Below are 16931 nucleotides of genomic sequence, written 5' to 3'. Positions count from 1 at the left end.
TCATTTAAGTTTCCAGGTTATGGTGACATTAGGCGTAAAACCCAGATAATTTACATTGGTGGTCTGAAGAATCGTCAGGTCGTCGTCAGTAATAACCTGGAATCGCTTATACCAGACATTGGTTCGGTTATACAGATTGAAAACCGAGAACCCTACGTTAAACCTCGGGCTAAAATTGTAAGTGGCCGATACATCCATGCGGTGATACGCAGGAAACCGGTTGGCGTTTTTATCTGACGGATTCGTAAAGTTTCTGACGGTGCCATCAAGAAGAGTAACCTGATATGCCCCAAGTATAGAGGTATATGGCCTGCCGGTAGAGTAAATCCAGGTTGCAGCAAAATCCCACTTTTTGTATTTATAAGAACCCACTATCTTGAACTGATGGCGTACGTCCTGATCTGAATAGTACGGTTTATCTGAGAAAGCCGAAATTTTGCGCTTTGCCTCGGCCAGGGTGTAGCCAATCCAGCCATTAAAATCACCAAATTTCTTCTGAATCAGTACATCCACACCATTAATGGTTTCGTCGCCGTTAAAGAATGTTTCACTGGCTGCCAACATGCGGTTAAGCTGCGGTACAAACCTTAGTGTATATTCTGTAACATCGGTACTTTTTTTCTGATAGAACTCTACATCGATGAGGTAGTCTGACGTTTCATAGCTACCTCCCAGAATTAAATGTTTGGAGCGGGTAACCGGAAGTGTTGAAGAATTAGACAACACCCAGAAATTCCGGTTACCCTGTGAAATATCCTCGCGGTTAATCTGCTTCACAAACTGGTAATAAATACCGGCTGCTCCTTTAAGTTTCAGTTTTTGGGTTACGTTAAAATTAGCTGAGAGTCTGGGCTCAAAATAGTTTTTTTGAGTTACATCAAAATAGGTCATTCTAATACCCGGATTGATATGCAAGCGCGAACCAAAAATCTTTATCTGGTCTTGCACATAAGCGGTGTAAGTACTGCCTGTATCGTTTCTGTCTAACACCTTGATGGTGTCATTCTGGCTGTATGTATATTTAATGTTATTGCGGGTAGCCTGCCATCCGAAATCAAGCTGATTATTGGGAAGAAGTTTCCATTCAAAATCCATTTTGGCTGTTACGTCAGACAAATTGTTGTCTTCTATCTGGCCTATACGTACATCCCGGTTTACACTGTCTCTGGTTATGGTCATCAGGCGGCTGTTATCGCGGTTACTGTAATAATTAGAATAACTTATTAAAGCATTGCTGTAAAACTTGTCACCCCATTGCCTAGACCACTTCAGGCTTCCACCCAGATTACCCCAGTTTGAAACATCATTGGTGGCTGTATTAAAGCCACGGCCACCGCCAAAGCCGCCACCCGGCCTGCCAAAACCTGTCAGGCTTGAGCTGCTGGAATTATCCATATTATCGGTTCCGTTATAAAGGCTCAGCGACACAATATCGTTTTTGGTTGGGCGGTAAGTGAGTTTCGAGTTTAAATCATAAAAATACGAGCTGGCTACCTGTTGCTGACCAAAAGAACCGAAGGGGTTTCTGCCACTTCCACCCGGCAAACCGGTAGCGGGTTGATTCTGATTGCTGTTTTCTGAAGTAAAACGCTCAAAAAGCTTTTTATATAATGGCCCTTTCCACGACCGGCGGCCAGCAACCAAAAATGTAAACTTTTCTCCAAGCGGGGTTTCAATGTAGGCGTTTGTACTTAGCAGGCTTAAGTCGACTCCGGCATTAAATTCCTTTTTGTTTCCTTCTTTTCCTGTAATTTCAGCCACTGCAGAGATGCGCCCGCCGAACCGGGCATCAAAGCCCCCTTTGTAAAGCTGAATGTCTTTTATGGCATTGTAGTTAAAAGCTGAGAAAAATCCGAAAAGATGGTCGACATGGTATACTGTAAAGCCATCATATAAAACCAGAGTCTGGTCGGGCGTGCCACCTCTTACATACAAGCCTGATGACGACTCATTTGAGGCACTTACGCCTGGCATGAGCTGAAATGCCCTGAAAGGGTCTCTTTCGCCCACATTGGGTAGCCGGGCAATGTTGCGGGGTGTCATTTTTATCATCCCGACAATTTCATTTGCTTTAAGTACCTCCGTTTTTTTCTCCATTACAGTAACCTCTTCAAGGGTGCCGATGGCAGGTTCAATTTCAATTTTTAAGTCTTCCAGATTTAATTTGGGGTTCAGATGAAATAATCTGGTAACAAAACCAACATAACTTACTTCCAGCGTTACCGTGTCTGACGGCACCTTTAGCAATGTAAAGTGCCCGTCGACATTTGTCTGGCTGCCAGCCTTAGCGCCTTTAATAGCCACCGTGGCAAATGGGAGGTTTTCTCCACTGGTAGCATCAACAATTCTACCCGTGAGCGTAAAATCAGCCCTGGTTGGTTGCCCGTCAAATTTTCTGTCAACAACGGTTTCAATCTTTTTATTCTTACCTGCTATGTGTATTACATCGTTTTCGTCCAGATAAAACTTAAGCGGCACTTTCTTAAAAACGGCTTTAAGACCGTCAAGAAAGGTCTCGTTGGTAAACCAGTAGGTAATAGTGTAAGGTTTCACTTCTTCTTTGTCATAGTCTATTTTTAACTGATACTTTTTTTCCATAACGGCAAGCACATTTACAAGCGGTATGTTATTGAAAAACTCGTCTTTTATAAGCGGGTTACCAGGTGTGGGTTTCATAGCCTTTTGGGCAAAGCTTTCCCCCGTCAGGCCAATCAGTATAAAAAGAAAAATAATACGGAAATGTTTATTTGACATACAGGCATAGGATTTGTTCACAGTCAATGACGAGGCTGCTGCTTAAGGGGATGCCGGCCTGTTTGCAAGTGTAGAGAATTAACGCTTATGTGTAGATGTATGAAATATAGCAGAAAACAGCATCTAAATTTCTTTATATTTCGACTTAAAAACTTCCAGAAATGTACGGCCGATGGGTATTTCCTGCCGGTTAATTAACACCCTGGTTTTCTGAAATGAAGTAATTTTATCTAATGCCACAATGAACGACTGATGCACACGGCAAAAGCGATTGTCGGCCAGCTTACTTTCTATCGTTTTCAGATTTAAACGCGTTAAATAAGGCTTAGGTGTATCTCTGACATATATTTTGACGTAATCCTTCAGACCTTCAATATAAAGCACGTCGTCATAAAAGAGTTTAATCTGTTTGTATTCTGAATGTATAAAGAAAAACTGTCGGTTTTCAGGCAGTAAAGAATCGGCTCCTTTTGCTCTCAGCATAAAAAGTTCGAAAGCCCTGTTGGCTGCTCTCAAAAAACGCTCAAAAGGTATGGGTTTCAACAGATAATCTGTAATGTTAAGGTCGTATCCTTCCAGTGCATATTGCTCATAAGCAGTAGTAAATATTACCAGAGGCGGCTCGGCCAGTTTTCTTAAAAACTGTGTTCCTGTAAGTGTAGGCATCTGAATATCCAGAAAAATAAGGTCAATCGTATTTTCGTCCAGATATGCTGCTGCATCAAGCGCGTTGCTGAATACGGCCTTTAAATCGAGAAATGGAATCTTTCTGATGTCATCAGCTATAATTTCCAGTGCAAAAGGCTCATCATCAATGGCTATGCACCTGATTTTGTCGCGCGATGGGTAGGTACTCATGCAAGTAAATTAATGGTTAGTTCAACACTGAAAAAGCCTCCTATATTTCTGATGTTCAATTCATGTCTGTCAGGATAATGCAGCATCAGCCGCTTTTCAACATTCTGAATGCCGATTCCTGAATCTTCTGCCCTTTCCGGAAAGTTATTGGTAAATATTGGATTTTTCACGAAAAACCTCAGGCTATTGCTATCAGTTGAAAGATTAATTTCTATCCGGCTTTCATGCTGGCTATGCAGCCCGTACTTAAAGGCGTTCTCAACAAACGGAATAAAGAGTAATGGCTCAATGCTCCAGCGGCTGATATCGCCACTAAAATTAAAACTGACAGAATTTTGCTCAGAGAGCCGCATTTTTTGCAATTCAATGTAATTCTTCAGATGCTCGATTTCTTGTTCTAGAGGTACTTTATCTTGCTTGGCCTGATATATCATGTACCTCAGCAATTGAGAAAGTTTAACAACGGCATCTTCAGTTGAATCTGATTTCTGCCTGGCCAGCCAGCGAATATTATTAAGGGTGTTGAACAAAAAATGCGGGCTTATCTGCAACTTTAGCACTGCCAGTTCGGCCGCTGTTTTTTCAAGTGCCATTTGCTGTTTTTCTTCTTTCTGAATACCCCTTTCTTTAATCAGCGCAAGCAATGAGCTGGCCAGAATAACCAACGAAAAAGAAGCCACGGTTCTGAACAACAAAGGAAAAGGTATAAAAGATGGAAACGGCGGCGGAAAATCTCTTCTGAACCTGGTAAAGTCTTTTGGATACATTCTGGCTAAATCAGGTCTTCTGAAAGTATCAAATGTAAATTTATTCAGGAGCAGCATCAGAATAAATATAGTGGCCAGCACAAAAACAAATGCCAGTATGTTTTTACGGATAATCAGATTGGGGGTTAAAAAGTGCAGATTCACATAGAATACGGCTATCAGCATACAATCGCTAACCAGCTGCGATAAAGCAAAAGACCTGAAATATGGTTGTTTCCAGAAACCGAAGTTACCGCTGGGCGCAGTTAGAAAAGGCATAATAATGAAGATAATCCAACCTATAATATGCAGCCAGACGGAGTAGCGTTTAAGAAAATTCATTGATTTTAATTGTGGGTATTGAAATTCAAACCAAAAACTACTCACAAAAGATTTAATTTAATGAGAACATGGTTGACTTTGTATAAATTCTACCTGATTGTGTAGATAATTTAACCAGCCACTGATTGAACATACACTTAAAAATAAAATATTCTGCTAAAGAAACTTAATTAATACAGGTGGATGGTGGCTCCTATACAACAGTATAAGGCTAAAAGTTTATTTCTTTTATGATAGCTACAAGTGCAAAAAATTTAACAATTTTTTAATACAGTCTACACATTCACTACACTTTTATACACAATGTCTCCAATTCTATGCACGCTGCGTCTATGCCAATGAAAAACAAAGATAATTGAACCACCAATATGAAGAGGCAAATAACACGGTTGCTCATGGGCTTTTTGCTCTGGGCAACTGTTTCATGCAAAACATCAGCCGATGACATTGATCCAAGTAAGGCCGGACTAATTGACTGGACCGCTGAAACGCATGGCAACAAAGTAAGCCCAGACTATGAGGTAGTGTTTCCGCAAGACAAAATTAACACCGTTGAGATTACATTAACTGCCGAGAACTGGGCAGCAATACGCACAGACATGGTTGCAAAGGCAGGAAAAGACTTTGGTACAGGCGGCAACGGCCAACCAGGCGGAGGCCAGATGCCCGGTGGAGGCAATGCGCCACCAGGTGGTAATGGCGGAGGCGGGCTTGACATTATACCCGGTGACCCCATTTACGTTCCGGTTGCGCTGAAACATAACGGAAAAGAATGGTATAAGGTTGGGTTCAGGCTTAAGGGTAATAGCAGTTTGTCGCAGGCGTGGTCGCAGGGCATATACAAATTACCGTTCAAATTGCAATTTGATGAGTTTGAGGACGACTACCCCGAAATAAAGAACCAGCGGTTTTATGGTTTCAAAGAGCTTTCAATGGCGCCGGGGCATAACGACAGCTCATTAATGCGCGATAAGTTGGTCTCAGACCTATTCAGGTCGGCCGGTATTCCGGCAGCCCGAACATCGTTTTGCAAGGTTTATATCAACTTTGGCGAAGGTCTGAAATATTGCGGGGTATATACCATGATTGAGGTAGTTGACGACACCATGATAGCCAATCAGTTTGGAGAAGAAAGCGGGAACATCTATAAGCCGGAATCAACATTCCAGTCTTTTAGCCAGTCTGGTTTTGAAAAGAAAAATAACGAGGAAGCAGCCGATTATACAGACGTAAAAAATGTAGTAAGCGCATTAAACAGCACCGACCGCACCACAAGCCCCGCACAATGGCGGGCTAATCTTGAAAAAAGTTTTAATGTAGACCACTTCCTTAAGTATCTGGCTATAAATAATACAATTGTGAACTGGGACGCCTACGGTGCAATGGCCCACAATTATTACCTGTATACACCTGCCAGTACAGGAAAAGTAACCTGGATTCCGTGGGACTTTAACTTATCTATGACCACCAGCGCCGGCAGCCAGCAAGGTGGCGGCGCAAACGGTAGAGCGGTATCATTAGAAATGACAGAGGTAGCCAATAACTGGCCGCTTATACGCTATCTGGCCGATGACCCCGTGTACCTGGCTAAATACAAAAGTTATGTAAAAGAATTTGCGTCTACCTACTTTACCAGCGCGCAAATGAACACCATTATAGACAAGCATTATAACCTTATTGCGCCTTATGTAATTGGTGCTGAACCCGAGCAGACAAAATATACTTTTCTTGCAAATGCCTCGGCGTTTACTTCTGCCGTCAGCCAGTTAAAACAGCATGTAGCCAGCAGAACGGAGGCAGTGAATGCTTACCTTAAATAACCCGGCCGCCAGGGTGTGTATGCCCTCAAGGGCATACCACATTCTGAATAGCAATTTAAAGAACTTAAAACCATTCTGACTTCAATGCTACCCAAAAATAAAAGCCAATATACAAGCCAGGACTTCATCTTACAGAAAGTAGAACACCTGACCAGTACCTTTGAGCCTATAACGCTTGCGGAAATGGATAACGTAAAACTGATGGACCGCGTAGATGTAAAGTACATACTACCTCTGCAGGCTTTACCGCAAATTTTAGCAGATGCTCAAAGCCATTACCGGATTCTGGAAGTAGAAAACAAGAGATTGTGCCATTACGAAACACTGTATTATGATACGCCTGATTTGCAATTGTATAACACGCATCTTAAAAACAGGGCAAACAGATACAAAATCAGGTCGCGAAATTATGTGGATTCAAACCTGAAATTTTTTGAAATAAAATTGCGTAACAACAAAGGCAGAACAATAAAGACGCGTATCAGGCAAGAAACCATTGGTGCTGAAATTGACCAAACATCGGCAAACTTTCTTAAACACTCAACCCCGCTGATGGCCACAGCATTTAAAGGCATGGTGTGGGTAGATTATACCCGTATAACCCTGGTGAGCAGAAAATCGCAGGAACGACTAACAATTGACCTGAACTTAAGTTTCCGGGCCGGTGACAGGCATAGCGCATTTGACAAGATTGCTATCGCCGAGGTAAAACAAAACAAGGCAACAGGTTCAGCGTTTATTGACATCATGAAAAAGTCTCAAATAAGGCAGGGGTCTATCAGTAAATACTGCCTGGCCGTTATCAGCACTTTTGACAACATACCCTGTAATCAATTTAAACCTCATCTTTTAAGAATCCATAAATTAAATAACCAATATGACATTGCTTCAGGAATTAATCAATACGCTTAGGCTGGAATGGCCGGATAATGCCACACTCAGACTACTGGCAAGGCTGAGCATTAATCTGTTTGCCGTTTTTATTCTCATAAGATTCATTTATTTACCCAATTACAAAAAAACAGACCTACTTCTTACTTTTTTTGCTTTTAATCTCATTATCTTTCTCATCACATATCTGCTCAACAAAGTAGAGATGTCTATGGGCGCAGCTTTTGGTTTATTTGCTGTTTTTTCTATGCTAAGATACCGAACAGAGGGTATTTCGGCCAAAGACATGACCTACCTGTTTCTGGTAATATCCATTGGCCTTATAGCTGCTATCAGCCAGAACAACTGGCCATTGCTGGCTATATTTGCCACACTTGTGTTATTTGTAACTTTTCTGCTTGAAAACGGCTGGCTGATAAAAAAAGAGTACTCAAAACAGGTAAGCTATGAGAATATCCGGTTGGTTACACCGAATCATAAGCAGGAACTGCTTGAAGACTTAAAAAACCGTACAGGATTGGATGTCCACCGGGTTGAGATTATTGAATTTGATTTTCTAAAAGATTCAGCCATTATAACCATTTATTATTATTGATTGCCAATATGAAAACCACCTTATGAAAAAAATAATCTTTTTGGCAGCTTTAATGTTGCCCGTTTTAGGACTGGCTCAGGACAAAACCACCAACCTGTGGACAGGACTAAGCCTGAGTAAGTCAATAACAAAAAAGATATCGCTTGAGGCTGATGCCCAATGGCGGCTAACCAATAACCTTAAAACTGCCGGCGCTTACATTGGCGAACTGGGCTTTGCTTATAAATTTAATAAGCATCTGGAGGTAAGCGGATATTACCGATTTATAAGCCGTCGAAAATATGATAAAGGAGACCAGGAGTGGGTTTACAAGCCTTATCATAGGTTTTATGCCAACCTGAACTATGACCGAAAGATTGGTTTTCTGAAATTTGACTACCGCTTAAGATACCAAAATCAGTTTAAAGACGATAATGGCAACTTTGAAAACGACAAAAGCTATCTAAGAAATAAGCTGGAAGTTGCCTACCCCAATAAAACAAAATTTACTCCGGCTATCTCGGCCGATTTGTTTTACCGCATGGGTGAGAAATTTGATGAACTGCGTTACAAGGCAGAAGTTAATTACAAAATAAACAAAAAGAATACGCTCAGTGCCGGTGGATTTATTTCGCACGAATTCGATAAAGCTACTACTAACAACCTAACTCTTTTACTGACATACAAAGTAAAGTTCTGATTAATAAAATACCGTAAAAAATGGCTATTCAGGTTTGCTTGAATAGCCATTTTAGTTAAAACAGAGATTTTAATACAATATTTTACTTCCTGGCTCGCTATTAAATAAATAAGCGCCCGTTTTAATTTACAATTAGTGCGTAAATATAGCGGTTGTTTAAGCAATATATGCGTACTGGCTGGGCCTAAATACCTGGATGATAACTTTCGTTTAGTGCAAAAATCTAAAGCTGAAAACCGCAGTGCAGCCATTACGTTTAATCAATTTTCAACAAAAAGTTTGTGAGTGTCAGTTGAAAAGTTTAAATTCGCAAATTATTGATTATCAGCAACTTATCAATAATACCAAAAAACATTTTAAAAACCAAAGAAATGGATTTTCGTACTGAAATAGAAGTTAACCCGTCCAGCTTCCGTATCGGCACAGACTCCAGAATAATGACTGTTGGCTCATGCTTTTCTGATGTCATTGGAAGTCAGCTCTCGGAAAATAAAATTCAATGCCTGTGCAATCCTTACGGCACTGTTTTCAACCCATTGTCTATCTTTAAATTAATCAGCAATAGCCTTCAAAGTAAACCAATTTTTAAGCATTTAATGGTTGAAAACGCCGGTATCTGGCAGCATTATGATTACCATTCCAGATTTTTTGGCTCATCAAGAGAAGAACTGGAAGAGCTTTTATATGAAACAAACAGCAAATCGCAGCAATTTCTGAAAAAGGCTAATCTGCTGATCATTACTTTTGGTACAGCCATTGTGCATCAGCTAAAAGAAAACGGCGCAATAGTTGCCAATTGCCACAAAGCACCTCCCGCGAATTTTAAAAAAGAAATGCTGAATATGAAGGATATTATTCTGCGTTTCAGGGCCATGTATGAAACCCTGAAAATGTACAATAATAAAATTAAAATTCTGCTAACGGTTAGTCCGGTCAGGCACACCCGCGAAACACTTCAGCTAAACTCGGTAAGCAAAAGTATTCTTAGAACCGCCTGCTATGACATTGAAGAAGAGTTTAACGATGTTCATTATTTTCCGAGTTATGAAATCATGATGGACGACCTGCGCGACTACAGGTTTTATAAAGCAGACATGATTCACCCGAATGAACAGGCCGAAAAATATATATTCGAGAAGTTTTCTGAGACTTATTTTACAGATGACCTCAACAATTTTTTGCAGGAATGGCATAAGTTACAAATGTCTCTTAATCACAGGCCGATTCAGACCGACACTCCGGCGCACCAGAAGTTCCTGGCTGATTTATTAAAAAAAATAGATGGTTATAGTGATAAATTTGATGTATCAAGTGAAAGAGAAAAAGTTTTGTCTCAATTAGTAGCTGCCTGATAAGTAATTTCTGTTTGAAACATCCACACTTTTAATGTTCTGCTCGATTCATTCTGCTTTTGCATTCTGCTTACCCCGGTTATAATTCCTGCTACATTTACAGGTTTGAAAGTATTTGCCCGGGCAGTTGAAAAAGAAAGTAAGCAGCCATAAAAGCAATATCATTATAAGTAAGAAGCGTTGCCCGACTGTTTGTAATATCTATTCTGACAGTTGATTTGCAGCGCTTTTTTTGTGAACTTTGCAGCGTTGCTATTGAGGATTTCAACCTTAAAAGCAGCAGTAACCTGCTTTTAAAATGGCTCAATAAATGGCCAAGCAGTAAACTAAAAAGTAGTTATACTTGTTGCATTTACAAGTACGACAAAAGTATTTACGAACTATATACCATTGCATGGGAGAATTTACTATCACTAAAGAAAAAATACTTCAAGCCCTGAGTACAGTTGAGGAGCCGGATTTAAAGAAAGACCTGGTAACCCTTAACATGATACGAGATATAACCGTAGGTGTTAATCAGGTAACTTTTACAGTTGTTTTAACTACACCTGCCTGCCCACTTAAAGAGTTAATCAAAAAAAACTGTACAGATGCCATACATAGTCATTTTGGCAATGGCATAGAAGTAAACATTAACATGACGGCGGATGTTACCTCAATCAGGAACAATGCCCCGCTACTTGATGGTGTAAAAAACATAATAGCCATATCGTCGGGTAAAGGTGGTGTGGGTAAATCAACGGTTACGGTTAATCTGGCAATGGCTCTGAAAAAATCCGGAGCCAGGGTTGGTATTATTGACGCTGATATTTCAGGGCCGTCTATTCCACTGATGTTTGGCGCTGAAAACATGCAGCCGTTGATTTCGCAGAAAAACGGCAAAAATATGATTTCGCCCATTATGCAGTATGGCATAAAGATGATATCTATCGGTTTTCTGACACCCCCAGATAGTGCCGTTGTGTGGCGTGGACCTATGGCCAGCCAGGCTTTGCGTCAGTTTTTTGGTGATGTAGACTGGGGTGAACTGGATTATATACTTATTGACCTGCCGCCCGGAACAGGCGATATTCATTTAACACTGGTGCAAACAGTGCCTTTAACCGGAGCCGTGGTGGTTACTACCCCACAAAAAGTAGCACTGGCAGATGTAAACAAGGGTATATCCATGTTTCGTCAGCCTCAGATAAATGTGCCAATTTTGGGTATTGTAGAGAATATGGCCTATTTTACACCCGCCGAGCTACCAGACAACAAGTATTATCTGTTCGGAAAAGATGGCGGAAAAACCATAGCCGAGAAGTATAATGTGCCTTTACTTGGGCAGATTCCGATAGTGCAGAGTATCAGAGAAGGCGGCGATGAAGGAAGACCAATTATGATGGACGACGAACCCATTACCAGCGAAGCGTTTAAATCTACTGCTGAGGCGCTTGCTCAACAGGTAGCCATCAGAAATGCCTCAGGGCAAAAAACGGCAAGAGTAGAAATCAGATAAAAAATCAAAGGGCCTTTAGTGAATACAAAGGGCCCTTTAATTTTTACTCTTGCTCTTCTTTTTCTATTGACTGGTCGTTTTCATCTACAATCACAAAAACGGTTTCGTCTGTTTTTTTCATCAGGTATTTTTCGCGGGCAAATTTCTCCATTGCGTCAGCGTTGCCCATTACTTCTTTTTCTTCTTGCTTCACTTTTTTTAGGGCTTCGGCATAATATTCTTTCTGATTTTCAAGCTCGCGGTATTTTTGCCAGAGCCTGAATTGAGATACCAGATTACTGCCATCAAAAAAAGCAACCCAAATAAGTAAACCGGTTGCGGTAAGTACATAAAAACGATATTTATGCAGAAAAGCAGGTACATAAATTTTCATTGGCTATACAGAATTTTGTAAGAAAGAAGGCCGGAGCTTGGCCATTTCAATCAATCAGGAATGTTAATTGCACGTTTATGTATCAAAAATAGAAATAATGAAATAAAAAACAAAAAGGCACTGCAACAATTTTATGCGCAGCGCCTTTTATAGAATTAATATTCTTTATCAGAATTTCAAGCCCGGGAAGTAAGCCAACTCACCCAATTCTTCTTCAATACGAAGCAACTGGTTGTATTTAGCCATACGGTCTGAACGTGAAGCCGAACCGGTTTTTATCTGGCCTGTGTTCAACGCAACTGCAAGGTCTGCAATGGTTGAATCTTCAGTTTCGCCAGAGCGGTGCGACATAATGCTCTTATATTTGTTTCTGTGCGCCAGGTTAACGGCATTGATAGTTTCTGTCAAAGAACCAATCTGATTCACTTTCACAAGAATAGCATTGGCAATACCTTTATCAATACCTTCCTGCAAGCGGTTTACGTTAGTAACAAAAAGGTCATCACCTACCAACTGGCATTTGCCGCCGATAAGTCTGGTTTGTTCTGCCCAACCTGCCCAATCGTCTTCTGCCATACCGTCTTCAATTGAAACAATCGGGTATTTATCAACCCATGTTTGCCAGTAAGCAGCCATTTCATCAGAATTAAGCTGTTTGCCGTCAGATTTTTTGAAAGTATAAAGACCGGTTTCTGCATTGTAGAACTCAGATGCGGCTGCGTCCATAGCAATGAACACATCTTCACCCGGTTTGAAGCCGGCTTTTTCAATTGATTGCAATACGATTTCGATAGCCTCTTCATTCGATTTGATGTTTGGTGCAAAACCACCTTCATCACCCACGTTTGTTGAGTATCCTTTCGATTTCAATACTTTTTTAAGGTTATGGAAAATCTCGGTTCCCATTCTCAACGCTTGCGAGAACGAGTCAGCCTTAGCTGGCATAACCATAAACTCCTGAAAATCAATTGAGTTATCGGCATGCGAACCACCGTTCAGGATGTTCATCATTGGCACCGGCAATGTATTGGCATTAACACCACCCAGGTAGCGGAACAAAGACAAACCTGCTTCATAAGCAGCTGCTTTTGCAACCGCCAAAGAAACACCAAGAATAGCGTTAGCTCCCAGATTTCCTTTGTTTGGTGTGCCGTCAAGCTCAATCATGATTTTGTCAATCAAACCCTGCTCAAAAACATTGGCGCCCAAAATTTCAGGTGCTATTGTATTATTTACATTGGCAACGGCCTTTAAAACACCTTTACCTACGTAAGTTTTAGGATCATCATCTCTTAGTTCAACTGCTTCATGTACACCTGTAGAGGCGCCTGAAGGTACAGCGGCACGTCCCAAATAACCGTTGTCGGTTAGGATATCTACTTCTACGGTAGGGTTTCCTCTTGAATCAAGAATTTGTCTGGCGTGTACTCTAACAATTTGGCTCATAATTCAAAAATAAAAATTTAGAGTTATTGGTAATAAAATAAAGTCTTTAGTAGATTGTTTTGAAACATTCTGTGCAAAAATACAGATAATCTTAAACAATGTTCATGGTTTGTTCTTTTATCTTTTCCAGTTCGTCTTTCATTTGCACAACCAGACGCTGAATAACAGAGTCGTTGGCTTTTGAACCGATGGTGTTTACCTCACGGCCAATCTCTTGGGCAATAAAATTAAGACGCTTTCCGTTCGAAGCCGTTTTAAGCTCTTTGATAAAGTATTCAAGGTGATTTTTCAGACGTACTTTTTCTTCTGAAATATCAAACTTTTCAACGTAATAAATCAGCTCCTGCTCGAAACGGTTTTTATCAAAATTTTCATTTTGTGACCACTCCGAAACAGCTTTTTCTATACGTTCTCTAACCAGTGGTATACGTTTGGGAGCCTGCTCTTCTATTTGCACAAGCAATGCCCCAATGTTATCAATATATTCTCTGAATTTCAGTTCAGTATTTTTACCTTCCTGAATCCTGAAATCCTTGCATTTACCAATGGCAAGTGTAATAACACTTTTAATGAGGTCCCACTCCTGTGCAGCATCAGACTCGCTCAGCGCATCTGTGTTAAAAGCATTAGGCATCATGGTGGCCATTCTCAGAAGTTCAGTAGGGCTTGGCTCAAAACCAAGTTCGAGCGAAGTTTCCCGAAGGTCTTTAAAGTAGGCTTTTACCAGTGCCCGGTTTACGGCAGTTGAAACAGTTGATTCATCTTTCTGGGTAATAGCCATCATAAACTCAACCTTGCCCCGTTCCAGTTCCTGGGTAAGAATATTTCTGATTTCTACCTCACGTTCTGAATAACCTCTGGGAATCCGGCAATAGATATCAAAAAATTTTGAGTTGAGAGATTTAATTTCGACAGTTACAGATATTTTGGTGTTTTCTAAAGTTGCAGCACCAAAACCGGTCATTGATTGTAGCATACAAAAGGTATTACGGGTATAGTGTTGCAAAGAACGACAAAAAATCGCGATTAATTGATGATTGCCAGGCAAAATTGTTTCAAAAATTAAAAAGCATTTCTGTGGGTTTCCATAATGTCTAATTTCTGAAAATGTTTTTAAAAACAGGCATGCTCAGATTTGGCCTGCCCACATTAACAAAGGGTAGATACAGTGGCTAAACCAGTGTATCTACCCTGAATGATATTTAAGCAATGTTGCTTACTTCAGAGGAGAATCCAGAATGCTGGTTACTTTAACTCCCTTTTCTCTGAATATCTTTGTCATTATGGCCGCATGATTGGCGCCAACCACAATCATTACCTTGTTAAAACCATTGGCTTTGGCGCGTTCTATGGTGTTATTGCACATATCGTTGTTTCTATGCCACCACCAATGAAATTTCCATGCATATAAATCTGCCGGAAAAATTGACAACTGCCGGTATTCGTCTGAATACAGATTAATTCTAAAAAGCCATTCTGTCAGTTGTGGACCATTCAGAATTTCTGTTACATGTTCGTTACCATACATCTTTACAGCATCATTCTGCAGATAGTTCATTCTGTTTTTTATGTATTTATCTATCTCTAATGCTTTCTTTCCTTCGGCCGACAGTGAATCTTTTTTTAACAGCTTTAGCCGTTCATAAAAAACAGAATCCGCTTTTCCCCAGGCTTCGCTCCATTCGTTATCCCAACGTTGCGAATCCATTGCATATATCTTTTTCATGCCAAACTCTACCATCATCGGATGCGCCACGTAATCATACTCATCATCAATATAGGGGTTGATGGCCTCATGCAGAGAATCAACAGCGGCACTAAAGTACTTCAGACGGGCATAATTAAACACGGCCGTATCTTTGGGGTTCTTCTGCAAGTGCTTTGCCACATTCCACATCTGAAAATATCCGTTACCGGCATCATGGTTTAAATAATAAGCCACCGCCAGATCAATACGGTTTTTCATATCGCCCGGTTTATCGCTTAGTACCTTTTCGTAACGGGTAAGCATTGCGGGTAAATCTTTCTCTGCAATTGTAGTTTTTTTCTTTAAACGGTCAATACGGTTCTGCACATTTTGTTTGTTCCAATACGTTTTAATGGCTTTTTCATCTTCAGGCGACAACCATTCGCCAAAAACTGCATCAGGCTTAAAAACTCTTATTTTGGTATGAATATCCGTCAGATCCTGAGCCGGCTGCGGGCTGTATTGATGCGAAGCGCCAATCATCAATACCTCTAAATTACTGGTGGGTGTTTGTGCAAATAAATTGGTGCATACAGCGCTGAGAAACAAAATTGCGAATAGCTTTTTCATAATTTTATTGTTTGTTTTTTTGATTATGGCTCAAAAATATAGTGTTGCCTGCTGAGCTTTATTCTTAAATCGTCGCAAACACTTTTTTTACCGTCAAACAGGTTACAGCCTCGACAAGCCTCCCTGAAGCCTCAAAATACTGTTTGACGGTATTTCAAGGGCGTTTGTCGGTAAATGTTTGAGATATTAAACTTACCAGCTACCTTCAAGCCAAATTTTAATGAGCGCAACATGAGCAGACGTCAGCAGATAATATTTCACGTACTTTTCTGGCTTTTTTTCTATTTTAATGGAGATATTCTAAGCCTGATTGGTAAAAAAAACTACCAGTTTGCCTGGGAGCGATTCCAGAGCTTATTTGTCTGGACCTCCATTACTTTTACCATTCTGTTTACTTATCTGTTACTTTATGTGCTGAACAGGTATTTTTCTACCAAGCAATACCTGAAGCTGAGCATTGGTCTGGTAGCAGTCAGCGCTACATACATTTTTACACGCTACATGGTTGAAGAGGTACTAATCTGGCATTGGCTGGGAAAACATAATTATTCTGAGGAGTCAAGGCGTTTGCTTTTCTATATTACTGATAATATGTATAATGTAATCGGCTACCTGTTCAATGCTGTTTTTCTAAAAATGATTGAGGATTTCTTTGTAAACGAAAAAGAGAAAAACACGCTTCTTGGCGAAAAACTAAATGCTGAAAACGCTTTCCTGAAGAATCAGCTAAACCCGCACTTTTTGTTCAATACGCTCAATAATATTTACTCCCTCACGCTCAACCAGTCTCCAAAGGCTCCGGAGGCGGTTATGAAATTATCTGAGCTGATGCGATATATGCTATATGAGTCTAATCAGAATAAAGTGAGCCTTGAAACCGAACTGGCATACTTGAAAAATTTTATTGAATTGCAAAAACTCAGATATTCAGGCCAAACTTATGTTGATTTCAGGGTTAGTGGCAATGTACAAACACAATTGATTGCTCCGCTTATGCTGATTCCGTTTGTTGAAAACGCCTTTAAACATGGTAATGTACAAGACCCCGCACACCCACTGCTGATTCATTTATCGGTCAATCAAAATCAACTGAGCTTTACGGTGCAAAACCAGCAAGCCAATCAGAACAAAGACCCGTACGGCGGTGTTGGATTAGAGAACATCAAAAAAAGACTGATGCTGATTTACCCCGGTAATCATAATCTTGATATACAAATCAATTCAAATAGCTATTTATCTGAACTAAATCTGATACTTTAA

Annotated in this window: 14 protein-coding genes; 7 read left to right on the top strand and 7 right to left on the bottom strand. The window is 40.4% G+C overall.

Annotated elements, in window-relative coordinates; all coding sequences use genetic code 11:
- From NZ848_RS05970 to NZ848_RS05960, 3 genes are all read right to left on the bottom strand, one after another.
- Complete coding sequence (locus NZ848_RS05970) at positions 1-2754, bottom strand: TonB-dependent receptor domain-containing protein (protein ID WP_259014754.1); 2754 nt, start codon at positions 2752-2754, stop codon at positions 1-3.
- Positions 2755-2877: 123 nt separating this feature from the next.
- Positions 2878-3612, bottom strand: coding sequence for a LytR/AlgR family response regulator transcription factor (locus NZ848_RS05965; protein ID WP_259014753.1), 735 nt, complete (start codon positions 3610-3612; stop codon positions 2878-2880).
- Positions 3609-4700, bottom strand: a complete 1092-nt coding sequence (locus NZ848_RS05960; RefSeq protein WP_259014752.1) for a sensor histidine kinase — start codon at positions 4698-4700, stop codon at positions 3609-3611. The genes NZ848_RS05965 and NZ848_RS05960 overlap by 4 nt, the downstream gene beginning before the upstream one ends.
- Before the next feature lie 368 nt (positions 4701-5068).
- On the opposite strand from NZ848_RS05960, the gene NZ848_RS05955 reads away from it, so the two are divergent.
- From NZ848_RS05955 to NZ848_RS05930, 6 genes are all read left to right on the top strand, one after another.
- Entirely contained in the window at positions 5069-6520 is a 1452-nt protein-coding gene (locus NZ848_RS05955; RefSeq protein WP_259014751.1) for a CotH kinase family protein, read from the top strand.
- A gap of 84 nt (positions 6521-6604) precedes the next feature.
- Positions 6605-7432 carry a polyphosphate polymerase domain-containing protein gene (locus NZ848_RS05950; protein ID WP_259014750.1) on the top strand — a complete coding sequence of 276 codons (828 nt, stop codon included), beginning with the start codon at positions 6605-6607 and terminating at the stop codon, positions 7430-7432.
- Positions 7398-8006, top strand: coding sequence for a DUF4956 domain-containing protein (locus tag NZ848_RS05945; protein WP_253534466.1), 609 nt, complete (start codon positions 7398-7400; stop codon positions 8004-8006). Before NZ848_RS05950 ends, NZ848_RS05945 begins: the two co-directional genes overlap by 35 nt.
- A 22-nt stretch (positions 8007-8028) precedes the next feature.
- Complete coding sequence (locus NZ848_RS05940; RefSeq protein WP_259014749.1) at positions 8029-8685, top strand: DUF2490 domain-containing protein; 657 nt, start codon at positions 8029-8031, stop codon at positions 8683-8685.
- A 371-nt stretch (positions 8686-9056) separates the two neighbouring features.
- Positions 9057-10037: a GSCFA domain-containing protein gene (locus NZ848_RS05935; protein WP_259014748.1), complete on the top strand. Its 981-nt coding sequence runs from the start codon at positions 9057-9059 to the stop codon at positions 10035-10037.
- Between the two features lie 394 nt (positions 10038-10431).
- Complete coding sequence (locus tag NZ848_RS05930; RefSeq protein ID WP_253534454.1) at positions 10432-11535, top strand: Mrp/NBP35 family ATP-binding protein; 1104 nt, start codon at positions 10432-10434, stop codon at positions 11533-11535.
- A 43-nt stretch (positions 11536-11578) separates the two neighbouring features.
- Here NZ848_RS05930 and NZ848_RS05925 read toward each other — a convergent pair whose 3' ends face one another.
- From NZ848_RS05925 to NZ848_RS05910, 4 genes are all read right to left on the bottom strand, one after another.
- A complete protein-coding gene (locus NZ848_RS05925; protein WP_259014747.1) occupies positions 11579-11908 on the bottom strand; it encodes an FtsB family cell division protein in 330 nt (109 codons plus the stop codon).
- A gap of 168 nt (positions 11909-12076) precedes the next feature.
- Positions 12077-13354 carry a phosphopyruvate hydratase gene (eno, locus tag NZ848_RS05920; RefSeq protein ID WP_253534450.1) on the bottom strand — a complete coding sequence of 426 codons (1278 nt, stop codon included), beginning with the start codon at positions 13352-13354 and terminating at the stop codon, positions 12077-12079.
- Between the two features lie 91 nt (positions 13355-13445).
- A complete protein-coding gene (locus NZ848_RS05915) occupies positions 13446-14330 on the bottom strand; it encodes a YicC/YloC family endoribonuclease (protein WP_253534448.1) in 885 nt (294 codons plus the stop codon).
- A 240-nt stretch (positions 14331-14570) separates the two neighbouring features.
- Positions 14571-15671, bottom strand: coding sequence for a DUF5694 domain-containing protein (locus NZ848_RS05910; protein ID WP_259014746.1), 1101 nt, complete (start codon positions 15669-15671; stop codon positions 14571-14573).
- Between the two features lie 231 nt (positions 15672-15902).
- On the opposite strand from NZ848_RS05910, the gene NZ848_RS05905 reads away from it, so the two are divergent.
- Positions 15903-16931 carry a sensor histidine kinase gene (locus NZ848_RS05905; RefSeq protein WP_259014745.1) on the top strand — a complete coding sequence of 343 codons (1029 nt, stop codon included), beginning with the start codon at positions 15903-15905 and terminating at the stop codon, positions 16929-16931.

Origin of the sequence: Emticicia fluvialis, from assembly GCF_024793945.1 — a bacterium.
GTDB lineage: Bacteria > Bacteroidota > Bacteroidia > Cytophagales > Spirosomataceae > Emticicia > Emticicia fluvialis.
The sequence above is the reverse complement of the archived record's forward strand: the minus strand, read 5'-3'. Positions and strand labels throughout refer to the sequence as shown.

Coding starts and splice junctions, on each gene's coding strand:
- NZ848_RS05930 (WP_253534454.1), top strand. CDS start 10,432: ATGGGAGAATTTACTATCACTAAAGAAAAAATACTTCAAGCCCTGAGT.
- NZ848_RS05965 (WP_259014753.1), bottom strand. CDS start 3,612: ATGAGTACCTACCCATCGCGCGACAAAATCAGGTGCATAGCCATTGAT.
- NZ848_RS05945 (WP_253534466.1), top strand. CDS start 7,398: ATGACATTGCTTCAGGAATTAATCAATACGCTTAGGCTGGAATGGCCG.
- NZ848_RS05915 (WP_253534448.1), bottom strand. CDS start 14,330: ATGCTACAATCAATGACCGGTTTTGGTGCTGCAACTTTAGAAAACACC.
- NZ848_RS05940 (WP_259014749.1), top strand. CDS start 8,029: ATGAAAAAAATAATCTTTTTGGCAGCTTTAATGTTGCCCGTTTTAGGA.
- NZ848_RS05905 (WP_259014745.1), top strand. CDS start 15,903: ATGAGCAGACGTCAGCAGATAATATTTCACGTACTTTTCTGGCTTTTT.
- NZ848_RS05925 (WP_259014747.1), bottom strand. CDS start 11,908: ATGAAAATTTATGTACCTGCTTTTCTGCATAAATATCGTTTTTATGTA.
- NZ848_RS05950 (WP_259014750.1), top strand. CDS start 6,605: ATGCTACCCAAAAATAAAAGCCAATATACAAGCCAGGACTTCATCTTA.
- NZ848_RS05935 (WP_259014748.1), top strand. CDS start 9,057: ATGGATTTTCGTACTGAAATAGAAGTTAACCCGTCCAGCTTCCGTATC.
- NZ848_RS05910 (WP_259014746.1), bottom strand. CDS start 15,671: ATGAAAAAGCTATTCGCAATTTTGTTTCTCAGCGCTGTATGCACCAAT.
- NZ848_RS05970 (WP_259014754.1), bottom strand. CDS start 2,754: ATGTCAAATAAACATTTCCGTATTATTTTTCTTTTTATACTGATTGGC.
- NZ848_RS05960 (WP_259014752.1), bottom strand. CDS start 4,700: ATGAATTTTCTTAAACGCTACTCCGTCTGGCTGCATATTATAGGTTGG.
- NZ848_RS05955 (WP_259014751.1), top strand. CDS start 5,069: ATGAAGAGGCAAATAACACGGTTGCTCATGGGCTTTTTGCTCTGGGCA.
- eno (WP_253534450.1), bottom strand. CDS start 13,354: ATGAGCCAAATTGTTAGAGTACACGCCAGACAAATTCTTGATTCAAGA.